We start from the raw sequence: 13,607 nt of genomic DNA, 5'->3' as shown, positions 1-13,607 counted from the left end.
AGGTACCATATGCGAAATGGGGAAGGGCGGATACACTTCAGACTATTCTCAGCACAGAGCGTAAGCTACGGATTCCGTAAGACTTTCTCCAAGCCGAAAAATCGGCTATTATTGAATATGGAGGCTGGAATAAGAGACAACGTTGTGATGCAGGATAACAGCTTGATCTGTTTTCCTATCATTCCCACGTTCACTTGTTTGGCAGTTTCTGTTTGTTACGAGCCGAATTAGTTTATATGTAATCAATAATTCAAATCATGCTAATACGGGAAAGGAAGTGCTTCTCATGGCTCCTAATTTATCACACAAGTTTGGTAAAGGATTGTCTCCTCAAGAATTTATAGAGGGTATGACACAGAATAAAGAAGCTTTTCTAGATTGGTATAACCGCTTTGAGTGGACGAATGAAGAAGATAAATCCTTCTTTGACAGCTTAAAATACCGTGATGACCTGCGGGCAGTCATTATCGCTGCAGATTGGTGCGGTGATGTCGTTCGAAATATTCCTGTCGTCCTCCGGGCTTTGGAAGCGACGGATATGCCAGTGGACATGCTGATCATGGAGCACCATCTGGAGATCATGGATCAATTCCTGACTATGGGCGGACGTTCGATTCCAGTCGTTATTTTTACAGACTCGGGCGGTGCTGTTCTGGGAACCTGGGGACCACGTCCTGAGCATGTCCAGGAGGCAATGGTTGCCTTCAAGGAGAATAATCCAGACCGCGAGGCTGCGGATTACCAGAATAATCTGGCAGAGACGCGTCAGGAGATTAAACGACGTTATGGGGAGGGAACGGAATATCAGGCAGTCATCATCAAGGAGCTGCATGAGTTGATATCCGGTTTTTAAAATGCTGAACATACGTACTTTCAGTCTAGGTCCCCTGCAAACCAATGCCTATTTGGTGCAGGGAGAAGACAGCGGCAAGGCTTTTATCATTGACCCGGGGATGAACCCGGCTTCTCTGATCCGCGCAATTGAAGATTTGGAGATTGAGGCTATTCTATTGACCCATGCTCATTTTGACCATATTGGCGGTGTCGAAGAGATTCGGAAGCTGAAAGGCTGCCCTGTATATGTGCATACCGCTGAGGCCGAATGGCTTACGTCGGCAAAGTGGAACGGTTCACTGCGCTGGCCGGAGCTTGGTGGAGAGATTACGGCGAGTCCGGCGGAATATGATCTTGCAGCGGGTATGAAGCTGGACCTTGTAGGACAGACCTTTCACGTGTATCATACACCTGGGCATTCACCAGGAAGCGTCAGTCTCTTATGCGGTAAGGATCTGTTTGCTGGTGATGTTCTGTTCAGAGCGGGCGTAGGAAGAACCGATCTGCCAGGTGGAAGTGAGCGAGAGCTGATCCACTCCATCCAGAATACACTTTATACATTGGAAGATGATGTTAAGGTATATCCAGGCCACGGTCCAAGGACGACGATTGGTTTTGAGAAACAAAATAATCCTTATGTTCGACCTGGGCGTTAATTTAAATATTATGTCGATAAATGCTTCGAAATATATAGACAAATTTTTTATAATTGGTTACAATTATTTTTATTGAAACACCCACTAACTTTGCAAAGCACGCAGACTGCGGACGAGTCCCGGTTTGCGTTCTTTTTATTTTGTGTGTAATAACAAGTGCTATAGGAGCCCATTCTTTCCATAGACAGCATTCTTTATTTTTAGTAGACTAGACAGACAATAACAATCAGGAGGTAGACGATGCTACAATTAGGGGAGAAAATTATCATCGTCGCGGACGCCTTTGAGCAGAATCTTCCTGTAGGGGAATATGGTTATGTGATTGCATATGACCGGAACCCGGATAACGCTTTTGACTATGTGATTCGTGTACCTCAGGTTAACCGCAATTATTTCGTACCTACCGGCGATGTCGAGCCGGAGGTTTTGATCTTGAGGCAGGAGGCGGAGCGAGTCGAGCGGGAAGCTCTGATTGACTACGCTCTGGCGACACATAACGAAAGCCTGTTTCGTCAGCTTATGAATGGCGACAAAGTGGAACTCGTGGAAGAAGAGGAAGAGGCCGCAAGCGAACCGATGTCAACAGCAGATTTTATTAAACAAGTCAATCTTCGTGCGTGGATTTAAATGATAGGGTCGGCATTTGCCGGCTCTTTTTTGTATTCTTGGATTTGATACGCGTATTGGGTATAATCGGGTAACACTTGGATTTTCATTTGATTCACCGCATGGACGTGTTAAAATGGACACAATATGAATAGTATAGGTATTTTTAGAAGGAGGATTTGAAGGCATGAGTATTACGAAGCAAGATGTGCAGCATGTGGCCAAGCTGGCCCGTCTTAATCTCAGCGAGACAGAAGAAGCGCAGATGACGGAGCAGCTGAATGCCATTTTACAATATGCAGAGAAGCTGAACGAGCTTGATACAGAAGGTGTGGAACCAACTACGCACGTGCTTCATGTATCGAATGTAATGCGTGAAGATGAGGTTCGGGAGAGCCTGCCGATTGAAAAAGTAATGCTGAACGCGCCTGATGAGGAAGATGGCCAGATCAGAGTGCCGGCTGTACTTGAATAAGCTATTTTTTAGGGAGGTTAATAATCTTGAGTTTGCTTAAACATACACTACCTGAGATACATAATAAGCTGCATGCCAAAGAGATCTCGGTTTCCGAGCTGACCGCAGCATCTTATGCAAGAATAGGACAAGTTGAGGAGCAGGTACGTGCGTATCTCACCCTTGATGAGGAAGGGGCAATGGAGGCCGCAAGAAGGCTGGATGACAAGCTTGTATCAGGCGAAGCCCGCGGACTCCTATTTGGCCTGCCTGCAGGAATTAAGGATAACATCTCAACAGAGGGGCTCCGCACAACCTGTGCAAGTCAGTTCCTATCGAACTTTACTCCAGTTTATGATGCGACTGTCGTTAAGAAGCTGAAGGCAGCGGATGTCGTAACACTTGGCAAGCTGAACATGGACGAGTTTGCGATGGGGGGCTCGAACGAGAATTCGAGCTTCTATCCGGTGCGTAATCCATGGGATCTGGATCGGGTGCCCGGAGGCTCCAGCGGGGGGTCAGCTGCGGCAGTGGCCGCAGGAGAAGCTTACTTCACACTCGGCTCCGACACGGGCGGTTCGATTCGCCAGCCTGCCTCTTATTGCGGCGTAGTCGGTTTGAAACCGACCTATGGTCGTGTTTCCCGTTTCGGACTAGTTGCATTTGCTTCTTCTCTTGATCAGATCGGCCCGGTCACGAAAAATGTCGAGGATTCTGCTTATGTACTTCAAGCGATTTCCGGATATGATTCTATGGATTCGACGTCAGCCAATGTTGAAGTTCCTGATTTTCTGAGCAGCCTGACCGGAGAAGTAAAAGGTCTGCGGATCGGAGTTCCTAAGGAATATATCGGCGAAGGCGTTGATCCATCCGTGAAGGAGACGGTAATGTCTGCGCTTAAAGTCCTCGAAGGACTCGGAGCAGCCTGGGAAGAGGTATCTCTTCCGCATACAGAGTATGCGGTAGCCAGCTATTATTTGCTAGCTTCCTCCGAAGCATCTTCTAATCTTGCCAGATTTGATGGCGTTCGTTATGGCGTTCGTGCGGACAACCCTGATAATCTGCTTGATCTGTATCATAAATCCCGCAGTGAGGGCTTCGGCAGTGAAGTGAAACGCCGGATTATGCTCGGAACATACGCACTCAGCTCAGGCTACTATGATGCCTATTACTTAAAGGCTCAAAAAGTCCGCACGCTGATCAAGAATGATTTTGACGAAGTATTTAAGAACTATGATGTTATTATTGGACCAACAGCGCCTACGACAGCATTCAAGCTCGGTTCTCAAGTAGACAATCCGCTGACGATGTATCTGAATGATATCCTTACGATTCCTGTCAGCCTTGCAGGTGTGCCTGCGATCAGCATTCCTTGCGGTTTTGCTGATGGAATGCCTGTCGGAATGCAAATTATCGGCAAGGCTTTTGATGAAGCGACCGTTCTTCGTGTTGCCCATGCATTTGAGCAGCATACGGAATATCACAAACAGCAGCCACAGCTATAAGGCCTAAGGGAAAGAGAGGGAAAATGAATCATGTCAACATCCAAGTACGAGACAGTCATCGGGCTTGAAGTCCATGTTGAGCTGCATACGAAATCTAAAATTTTCTGCGGCTGCTCCACGGAGTTTGGTGCACCGCCGAATACACATACATGTCCGATCTGCCTGGGGCATCCCGGAGTTCTTCCGGTGCTGAACCGTCAGGCGGTCGAATACGCGATGAAAGCAGCCATGGCTCTGAACTGTACGATCGCAGATATTAGCAAATTTGACCGTAAGAACTATTTTTATCCCGATTCGCCTAAGGCCTATCAGATCTCTCAATATGATCAGCCTGTTGGAGAGAATGGCTGGATTGATATTGAAGTGAACGGAGAAACCAAGCGTATCGGAATCACACGTCTCCATCTGGAGGAGGATGCGGGTAAGCTGACTCATATGGATGGCGGTTATGGTACACTTGCGGACTATAATAGAGTAGGTACTCCACTGGTTGAGATTGTATCAGAACCGGATATTTCTTCGCCGGAAGAAGCGCGTGCTTATTTGGAGAAGATCCGTTCCATCATGCAATACTGTGATGTATCCGATGTGAAGATGGAGGAAGGGTCCCTGCGCTGCGATGCCAATATCAGCTTGCGCCCATACGGACAGAAAGAGTTCGGTACCAAAGCCGAACTGAAGAATATGAACTCCTTCCGTGGCGTACAGCGCGGTCTTGAATATGAGGAATACCGCCAGGCTGAGCTGCTGAATGACGGAGACGAGGTCGTTCAGGAAACTCGCCGCTGGGATGAGTCGCAGGGCAAGACACTGTCCATGCGCAGCAAGGAAGAGGCTCATGATTATCGCTACTTCCCAGACCCTGACCTTGTCACACTTCATATTGATCAGGAATGGAAGGATCGGGTAAAGGCTACTATTCCAGAGCTTCCTGATGAGCGTAAAGCGCGTTACACGGCAGAGTACGGCCTGCCTTCCTATGATGCCGATGTCATTACAGCTTCCAAAGCGGTAGCTGATCTGTTTGAAGAGAGTCTTAAGCACACTTCGGACGCCAAAGCCGTATCCAACTGGATTATGGGAGATCTCCTTGGCTATCTGAACAGTGAGAATCTGGAGCTGTCAGCGGTTCCGATCACGGGTGAAGGTCTTGGCGAAATGATTGGATTGATTGAGAAAGGTACGATCAGCTCGAAGATTGCGAAGACCGTATTCAAGGAAATGCTTGTGAGCGGCAAGAAGCCGCAGCAGATTGTTGAGGAGAAAGGTCTCGTCCAGATCAGTGATGAGGGAGCCATTCTTGGCATAGTTGAGCAAGTCGTTGCTGCGAACCCGCAATCGGTTGAGGACTACAAAGCAGGTAAGCAAAAAGCAATCGGCTTCCTTGTGGGTCAGGTAATGAAGGAAAGTAAAGGCAAGGCGAATCCGGGCATGGTAAACAAGCTGCTTGCTGATGTCTTGAACCGGTAGTATGCTGGTAAGTACAGTCATAAAATCGTTGAACACGGAAGCTCGTCCATTGCGGCGGGCTTCTTTTTGAATTAGGGGGCTGGTTAGGGAAATGATACTAAATATTTCTTTGCAAGACAGGGACCTGATGCTGGAAGTATGGAGACTGCAGCAGATGGCATATCGCTTGGAGGCCGAGCTGATCGGCTTTCACGACATTCCACCGCTGCTTGATACCATTGACAGTCTTCAGGAATGCGGAGAGACGTTTTATGGGTATATAAATGAAGATATGGAGCTTATCGGGGCGATTTCGGTGGAGCAGGAATGGGAAGACAGCCTGACGATCTCAAGAATGATGGTTCATCCGAATCATTTTCGAAGAGGTGTTGCCGGTCAGCTTATTCAGCATGTACTGGATCAATATTTCGAAGTGCGAAAGTTTATTGTGTCGACAGGCATGAAGAATACACCTGCTGTAATGCTGTATCAAAAGTACGGCTTCGAGCCTGTACAGACCTGTGAGATTGCACCAAATGTGGAATTAACGACGTTCCATTTGAATAGGATGTACGATCGTTCTTAATTCAGACACGAATGACGGAAGGAGATATGCAAATGAACGATCCTTGGTATATCAGTGAATGGAGTATACTTCTTAGATTGCTCCTTGCCATGCTTATGGGAGGGCTTATCGGACTTGAACGCGAGCGCTCCAACCATGCGGCAGGCTTCAGAACTCATATTTTGGTATGTTTGGGTTCATCATTAATTATGATCTTATCGGTCTATGGCTTTGGTGATTTTGTAAATGAGGTTAATGTTCGTATGGACCCTGCACGTTTGGCGGCAGCCGTTATTACCGGCGTGGGCTTTCTGGGAGCGGGAACGATCCTGTTCACGGGTAAATCCATCACTGGGCTTACGACGGCAGCTTCAATATGGGTAGTCGCAGCCATAGGTCTTGCTGTAGGGGCAGGCTTCTATTTTGCCGCTGTAATATCAACGCTGCTGGTACTTCTGAACTTGTGGGTATTTAATAAAGTTGAACGCCGTTACCTTAAAGCCAACAAACAGCACTTGATAACACTAAGCGGAGACTCATCTCCCAATCTGATTGAGAAGATTTCCGCCTTTATGGAGGCTGAGAAGATTATTATACGGAAAATGACGGTGAGTGATCTGGAAGTGGGTCCTCCCGGCTATCGATCTGAATTGAATCTTCATGTGGAAGTATCCCTGCACGTACTGGTTCCTAACAATTTCAGCACCGTGGATTTGGTTACCAAGCTACAGAGCTGTCATCAGTTCAGGTCTATATCAGTGGAATAAACAAATTTTAGACACTTTACTTTTCGTTATTTGAGAAGTAAGGTGTTTTTTTGTAGACAAAATATATTCGGGATTTGGAAGTTTGTGCTGCAAACAACATAAGCTTTCCAGTTACTATAGAAGAAGAATAGGGTAGTATCAAAAGAAAAGCAGATTATGCAATTGTTCTTATTGGAGGTGAGCACCTTAAATGCAGATGAATACCGATCCGAACCCGAAGCGTCCAAAAAGACGGCTCCAGCGTAACTGGCACAAGTTTATTGCAGGTTTATTGTCTGCGTTGTTCCCTGGCTTGGGTCATATTTATTTGGGTTTGTACATTAAAGGCCTCACTTTTATTTTCTTGTTATTGCTTGATTTAACGGCCTTATTATACTTCTCGTCGATTGGGATTCAGATCAATGTTCCGTTAATTATTTTATTGTCGCTTGTCATCCCCGTCATTTACTTCATCAATATTTATGATGTTCTGCAATTAGCGGATTGGGTGCTTATGAAAAAACGACGTATACAAACAGAGGGAGAGCCAAGTAAGGACTCGTCTATATTGCGCCCAGGCATCGGTTTTATGGGTTGGGAGCGAGGGTTATCCTTCGGCATGCTGCTGATCTTTGGCGGTGGACTGATGGTGCTGTTTGTACAGAAACCCCGCTGGCTCGAATGGTATTTGGCTCAGTATGGGTTATATGCTGTAGGCGCTGCCCTTGTTATCGCAGGGTTATTATTATTAAATCGAGAACTGATATTGTCCTTCACTTTTAAGAAACGTCGTTTGAATAAGAGTACAGGCTCTTACTTAAAAATTAGAATTGGGAGATATACAGCATCGACCCTTCTCATTATCGTTGGCATTCTGCTCATTATAGACAAGGTCGATCAGACCGAGTATGTTTTCAGTCTAGTTAACTATTGGCCGTTTATCCTGGTCATTTGGGGGATTGAATTTATTATCGCCTTTCTGCTCAATCAAGTAATACCTGCGGCAAAAAGGAAATCACGCTACAGATTCAGACCCGATTTTAAAGGCATATTATCTGCCACTATTTTGATCTGCTGTATTTTTATTGTGACACAGCAGGATCATTACGCGCATCTGTGGAACCGAGTGAGCCTGAATTTAAGTGCCGCTTCGCTGGATTACAGTGAGGCAGCCGACAACCAAATCGAAAAAGAAACGATTTCTATTCCGGTTGAAATGGAAACAGGTGCCGTTGTCGTCGAAAATGTGAATGGTGACATTCGGATTAACCGAGGGGACGTAGAGTCGGTCGTCGTCAAGACGGTTGCTTGGGTGGATCAAGTAGAACCTGTTGAAGCTCAGGCCGTTGCAGATGCATCCGAGGTTAATGTCCAGGAAGGGAAAACGATCCAAATTGCTACCAAGCCTCAAGGATACGGGAGTGAATCTAAACGCCAGCCTAGAATGAATCTGACCATCACGATCCCGGATGACCGGCGCTTTGATCTGCAAGTGAGAACCTCTAATGGCTCTGTATATCTTGATCGGCCAGAGGCAATCAGCAGCATTCATGTCGAAAGCGGGAATGGAAAGATCTATATCCATAATGCCATTGGAGATGTCCATGCCAAGACCCTTAACGGGAATATATCGGTAGCTGATGTAATCGGAAGTGCTGTGCTGAGCACCAATCGCGGTGATCTTCGAGCAGAGGAAGTGACAGGCAGCGTAGATCTTACGACGCTTGTTGGACGCATACAGGCTTCAGACATCGTGGGGGATATTACAGGCAGTACACGAAACGGGAATATTTCCGTAAATGAACCGGTTGCCAAATTAAAATTAGAGACATTGAACGGTGCTGTCCAGGTCCAAACGAAACAGATCGGCGGAGACTGGGACATATACAGTGCTGTCGGCGATATTTTATTAGCCATTCCTGAGACAGGAGATTATGAGGTATCGGGCTCAAGCACTTACGGTAATCTTAACGTCGAACCTCCCTACACGATTGAGAATAGGATGATTACAGGTGTCTCCGGAACAGGAGAGTATAAGGTTCAAGTAGAGGGTAATAGTGATATAACCATTCAGCGCTCTTTAATGGAGGATGAGACCAGCGGGGGAAATACGCAGACGAATCGGACGAATCAAATGCTGCAGTGATCACTTGTTTTTTTGACAATACCTTAAAAGTTCCCTGATTTGCATGCCTCACATGCGTTGACAACAATTAGAATTAAACTTTACAATATATTTGTGTGATAAAGGTTACTGTAATTGTTATTTTTTTATGAGACTATCTATTTCTTTTTAGGCGCATGAATAAAGGTAAGGCGGTGGGCCATATGTCAACACGTGTCCAACATGCATTAGAACAATTGAAAACGACCGGTGTTCGTATAACGCCTCAGCGCCATGCGATACTCAATTATCTTATGGAATCCATGGGACATCCAACAGCAGATGAGATTTATCGAGCTCTCGAGCCTCAGTTTCCAAGCATGAGCGTGGCGACCGTATATAATAATCTGAAGATGTTTACAAATGCCGGTATGGTGCGGGAGCTGGCGTATGGCGATAATGCAAGCAGGTTTGATGCCAACGTCACAGATCATTATCATATTATTTGTGAAGCGTGCGGAACCATTCGGGATTTTAATTATCCTTCACTTGCTGATGTGGAAGAACGAGCCGGGCTGGATACAGGCTTTCAGGTGAACGGATTACGGTTGGAATTGTACGGTGTATGTGAGAGTTGCAGGCCATCGTAAAAGGTGTATACAATAGCGTGAGAAATTCCTTTCATAGGAGTATCTCACGCTTTTTAGATTTTGGGTATTCGCAGCGAGCGTCTATGGATGAGGAAGAAGCTATTGCTATAGGATGGGGGAGCATCAATTGGCAAAAGGTTATCGCAAAAAGAGAAGGAGAAAGTCCAGTTTTACTAAGAAGATTGCAGCGATTGGGTTTATTGGAGTAGGTATCTATTTGCTGATCACGACATTTAATCTGCAAAATATATATGAAGACGCAGACTGGAGAGGTTTTACGAAACCGATCTTTGTACAAGGAGAGCTGATGGATTACGAAGCTGTAGGCTCGGGTGAGAGCTTGCAGCTCCCGCTTCCTGTTTTACAGGAGGCCGTCGATCCGGCGATGCGATTTGAAGACGGAGATCGTGCGATTATATTAACCTCATCGGATAAAGTAATGAGACTGCATGTCGGTAAAGAGGAAGCAGAGCTGAATACGAAGGAGTATGAGCTTCATACGGCTCCTTTTGAAGAACAGGGAGTACCTTATGTACCATTGCAGGCAGTAAAAGAAGTGTACGGTGTTACCGTTCATGAAGACATGGATACTGGTGCTGTGCTTCTAATGAACGCAGGCGAAGTCATTCAATACGGCTCAGCAGCCGGTAAAGATCCTGAACAGGAAATTCCACTCTATAAAGAGCCGGATAAAGGCTCTGCAATCATCGCGCAGATGAATCCAGGGGATCGGGTGAGGATTTGGTCCACGAATGGAGACTGGAATTATGTTCAAATGGATGATGGTTATGCGGGGTATACATCTGCTGGCAAAATAAAGCCCACAGAAAAGGTGACGGTTCCAGTACCAGAATCATTACCCACAGCAGCCGAACAGCGCTGGAAGGGGAAGACGATTAATCTGGCATGGGAAGCCGTATACAATAGAGCAGCTGATCCAGCCAACCTGCAGACAATGGAGGGCGTCAACGTGGTGAGTCCGACATGGTTTGATATTACAGATGGCAATGGTTCGGTAGAGAGCAAGGGTGATCTGGAATACGTACACAGGGCCAAGTCGCTGGGTATGGAGGTCTGGGGACTGCTCAGCAATAGCTTTGATCCGGATATGACTGCAGAAGCACTCTCTACTTATGATCGACGAACGGCTATTATCCAGAAGATGATCGAATATGCTGATGCTTACGAGCTGGACGGTATCAATATAGATTTCGAGAATGTGTACACAGAGGACGGGCCGATGGTTACTCAGTTCATGAGAGAGCTTCGTCCTTACGCCAAGCAGAATGACCTCGTGTTGTCGATTGCAGTTACTCCGAAGTCAAACAGTGAGATGTGGTCCTTATTTTTAGATCGCAGGGCACTAGGTGAAATTGCAGATTACATGATGGTCATGACTTATGATGAACACTGGGCATCAAGTCCAACGGCAGGATCCGTTGCATCCTTGCCATGGGTGACTGCGGGGATGAACAAGATCATGGTAGAAGATGAAGTGCCTGCGGACAAGCTGCTGCTTGGAATTCCATCCTATACTAGAGTATGGTCTATCAAGGAATCCGGAGAGGACAGCGGGATTACTTCCAAAGCGATTGGTATGGACTCAGCGCAGGATCTGATTAAGCAGCACAAGCTGACTCCGACATTCTCAGAGGATACAGGACAGAACTATGTAGAATTCACAGAGGGGGAAGTGCGGAATCAGATCTGGCTTGAGGATAAAACCTCACTTCGGGCAAGAGTTGATCTTGCGAGTGAGCTGAAGCTCGCTGGAATCGCCACCTGGAACAGAAGCTTTGCCAATGAAGGTGCATGGGCAGTGCTTAATCGAATTCATCAACGTTGAAGAACTAATACATTATAATTATAAAAAAACAGGGACAGTTCAAAAATGAGAGCTGTCCCTGTATTGCTATTCTTGCACCTGCTTATGATCTGGATACGGGTTCCGATTTCTTCATGTTTAATTCTTCAATAGTGGTATTTGCCTGTGCTGGGTCGTGCGTTAATATCGTCTTGCAGAACATACAGCGGTCCGTCTTGCCCAGCATTTTGGTGAGCTTGCTGCATTCAGGACATTCAATTTGAACTGCGCTCACAGACATCATTCCAGCCCAGAAATAGATGGCAAGACTGCCCATCATCGCGATCAAGCCAATGACAAGTCCAATGCCGGCAAATACCTTGCCTGCGCTGCCCCAGAATACAATTCCGGCTGTGCCGAGAACCATGAGCCCCATGCCCAGCATTGTAAGCAACAGTCCCCACGTACGAAAGGCTTCAATTTTTGCAGTTTTAAAAATCATAGCTATGCTCCTTATGCATGAGTGTCGTCTTCTCAGTGAAGCAGGAAACCTATGTTCTTATGTAGAACTATATTATAACTTAACTGGAATAAAATCACCATTTTTTGTCTGGAGGGAGACCGTGGAACTTAAGAATTATTCTTTTTTATCGGAGGAATCATCTAAACACGGAGCAGTTGGAGCAATTGTCTATCCCCATTCAGGGGAACAATTTTATGGATCACTTATGCAGGATTTCGAGGTTCTTGTACTGATACTGCATGAAGAAGGCCCAACTGAGAATAGATACAGGCATTCAGCCATTGGTGAATTGCGATATCAGATTCTATATATGGACTGGATGCGTCTGACCCGTTGTTTGATTACGGGAGAAGATCGAGGTGTGGTTGAAGCTTTTTTACATGGCGATATATTATGGGACAAGGGTGACAAGATTAAGGTTCACAGAAATTATATTCAACAATTCGGTCCAAAGCTCCGCAAGCAAAAAATATTTTATGAGTTCTCTCAGTTTTTGCGCACTTATTTGGATGCCAAGAGATGGATCAAAGACGGAGAAGTGATCGATGCTTATCAAGGCGTTCTGGAATCATTAAATCATTGGGCAAGAATTGTAGTGATGGAGAAAGGAATCTCACCCGAAAGAGCAGTCTGGACTCAGATACGAGATATGGATCGCTCTGTATATAAGTTGTATGAGGAGCTTACAATGAGCAAAGAGACCCTTGAACAGCGCGTAGAGCTTATACTATTAGCTTGTGAATTCTCTGTGTTGTCCAAGATGGAGAGCAGCTGTAGTCTTCTACTGGACATTCTTCGCAGTGGAAATAAGCCGTGGAGCCTGCATGATCTGATGAAGCATCCTGACCTTTGCTTTATGCAAGATGAGATTCCGTTACTGCTTCGAAAATTGGTTCACCGTTCTATTATTAGAGAAATAGAGAGCCTTGTTCCATTTGTAACCGAAGGAGGCAAAGAGATTAAATATTGTGCGAAGTGAATAATACCGACTTATATTATCGCTCCGATCTGTTGTTTTCCATTGTTATCTGTACTGAAGTAGAATAGACGCAGAAAAGATCGAATTTAATTGAAAAAAGTTAGCTAAATAGCTTGACTCCTATATTCAAATCGTGATAAATTATAACTCGCCCGTTAAAAAGGCGCTAAGCATTCTCGAATAACTTAAATGCGTGGTTATCCATTGCAGATAAGAGGTTGAAAACTTTTTAAAAAAAGTGCTTGACTAAAGAATGCAGAGTATGATACATTATAAAAGTCGCCGCTGAAATTAAATGAAGCGATGACAACGAAGTTGATCTTTGAAAACTGAACAACGAGTGAGCAGAATTTTGCAACTGCAAAATTCTAAACGCGAGGTTATGGTACAAGTCGTCAGACGGTATGATAACCGAGCAAAATAAAGAGAACATTACGTTCTCGTCAGTTTTTCTAAATGAGCTTAATCGCTCTTTCAATATTTTGAAGGTTGGATATTTTCTCGAAGCGATTCGAAAGGGTGTTCAGCTCGATAAATCCTTATTGGAGAGTTTGATCCTGGCTCAGGACGAACGCTGGCGGCGTGCCTAATACATGCAAGTCGAGCGGACTAAGAGCGATCTTCGGATCGCTCAAGGTTAGCGGCGGACGGGTGAGTAACACGTAGGTAACCTGCCCATAAGACTGGGATAACTACCGGAAACGGTAGCTAATACCGGATAGGTTCTTCTCT

Annotated in this window: 13 protein-coding genes and 1 rRNA gene; 13 read left to right on the top strand and 1 reads right to left on the bottom strand. The window is 45.6% G+C overall.

Annotated features, from left to right (window positions below):
* The first annotated feature begins 286 nt into the window (after nt 1-286).
* From BLW49_RS24025 to BLW49_RS23975, 11 genes are all read left to right on the top strand, one after another.
* On the top strand, nt 287-853 hold the full coding sequence (locus BLW49_RS24025) for a thioredoxin family protein (RefSeq protein ID WP_076315399.1): 567 nt from the start codon (nt 287-289) through the stop codon (nt 851-853).
* Between the two features lies 1 nt (nt 854).
* Nucleotides 855-1,490: an MBL fold metallo-hydrolase gene (locus BLW49_RS24020; protein WP_090727384.1), complete on the top strand. Its 636-nt coding sequence runs from the start codon at nt 855-857 to the stop codon at nt 1,488-1,490.
* Nucleotides 1,491-1,730: 240 nt separating this feature from the next.
* Nucleotides 1,731-2,117: an ATPase gene (locus BLW49_RS24015; protein WP_076315401.1), complete on the top strand. Its 387-nt coding sequence runs from the start codon at nt 1,731-1,733 to the stop codon at nt 2,115-2,117.
* A 166-nt stretch (nt 2,118-2,283) separates the two neighbouring features.
* Nucleotides 2,284-2,571, top strand: coding sequence for an Asp-tRNA(Asn)/Glu-tRNA(Gln) amidotransferase subunit GatC (gene gatC / locus BLW49_RS24010; protein WP_076315402.1), 288 nt, complete (start codon nt 2,284-2,286; stop codon nt 2,569-2,571).
* Between the two features lie 26 nt (nt 2,572-2,597).
* Complete coding sequence (gene gatA / locus BLW49_RS24005) at nt 2,598-4,055, top strand: Asp-tRNA(Asn)/Glu-tRNA(Gln) amidotransferase subunit GatA (protein WP_076315403.1); 1,458 nt, start codon at nt 2,598-2,600, stop codon at nt 4,053-4,055.
* 30 nt (nt 4,056-4,085) lie between these two features.
* Nucleotides 4,086-5,525: an Asp-tRNA(Asn)/Glu-tRNA(Gln) amidotransferase subunit GatB gene (gatB, locus tag BLW49_RS24000; RefSeq protein ID WP_090727382.1), complete on the top strand. Its 1,440-nt coding sequence runs from the start codon at nt 4,086-4,088 to the stop codon at nt 5,523-5,525.
* Between the two features lie 91 nt (nt 5,526-5,616).
* Nucleotides 5,617-6,090, top strand: coding sequence for a GNAT family N-acetyltransferase (locus BLW49_RS23995; RefSeq protein WP_090727381.1), 474 nt, complete (start codon nt 5,617-5,619; stop codon nt 6,088-6,090).
* Between the two features lie 32 nt (nt 6,091-6,122).
* On the top strand, nt 6,123-6,836 hold the full coding sequence (locus tag BLW49_RS23990) for an MgtC/SapB family protein (RefSeq protein WP_076315406.1): 714 nt from the start codon (nt 6,123-6,125) through the stop codon (nt 6,834-6,836).
* Nucleotides 6,837-7,026: 190 nt separating this feature from the next.
* The gene (locus BLW49_RS23985) at nt 7,027-8,961 is read left to right on the top strand and encodes a DUF4097 family beta strand repeat-containing protein (RefSeq protein ID WP_090727379.1); all 1,935 of its coding nucleotides are present in this window, start codon (nt 7,027-7,029) and stop codon (nt 8,959-8,961) included.
* Between the two features lie 182 nt (nt 8,962-9,143).
* Complete coding sequence (locus tag BLW49_RS23980) at nt 9,144-9,569, top strand: Fur family transcriptional regulator (protein ID WP_047913764.1); 426 nt, start codon at nt 9,144-9,146, stop codon at nt 9,567-9,569.
* Between the two features lie 127 nt (nt 9,570-9,696).
* Nucleotides 9,697-11,415: a glycosyl hydrolase family 18 protein gene (locus tag BLW49_RS23975; RefSeq protein ID WP_090727378.1), complete on the top strand. Its 1,719-nt coding sequence runs from the start codon at nt 9,697-9,699 to the stop codon at nt 11,413-11,415.
* Between the two features lie 82 nt (nt 11,416-11,497).
* Here the strand turns inward: BLW49_RS23975 and BLW49_RS23970 are convergent, their stop codons facing one another.
* Complete coding sequence (locus tag BLW49_RS23970; protein ID WP_076315407.1) at nt 11,498-11,875, bottom strand: DUF2614 family zinc ribbon-containing protein; 378 nt, start codon at nt 11,873-11,875, stop codon at nt 11,498-11,500.
* 121 nt (nt 11,876-11,996) lie between these two features.
* Here BLW49_RS23970 and BLW49_RS23965 point away from each other — a divergent pair, with 121 nt between their 5' ends.
* Both BLW49_RS23965 and BLW49_RS23960 read left to right on the top strand, forming a co-directional pair.
* Nucleotides 11,997-12,875: a nucleotidyltransferase-like protein gene (locus tag BLW49_RS23965; protein ID WP_076315408.1), complete on the top strand. Its 879-nt coding sequence runs from the start codon at nt 11,997-11,999 to the stop codon at nt 12,873-12,875.
* A 539-nt stretch (nt 12,876-13,414) separates the two neighbouring features.
* A 16S ribosomal RNA gene (locus BLW49_RS23960) occupies nt 13,415-13,607 on the top strand; the annotation flags it as partial.

The sequence above is a fragment of the Paenibacillus sp. PDC88 genome (assembly GCF_900106725.1).
GTDB classification, from domain to species: domain Bacteria; phylum Bacillota; class Bacilli; order Paenibacillales; family Paenibacillaceae; genus Paenibacillus; species Paenibacillus shunpengii.
The sequence above is the reverse complement of the archived record's forward strand: the minus strand, read 5'-3'. Positions and strand labels throughout refer to the sequence as shown.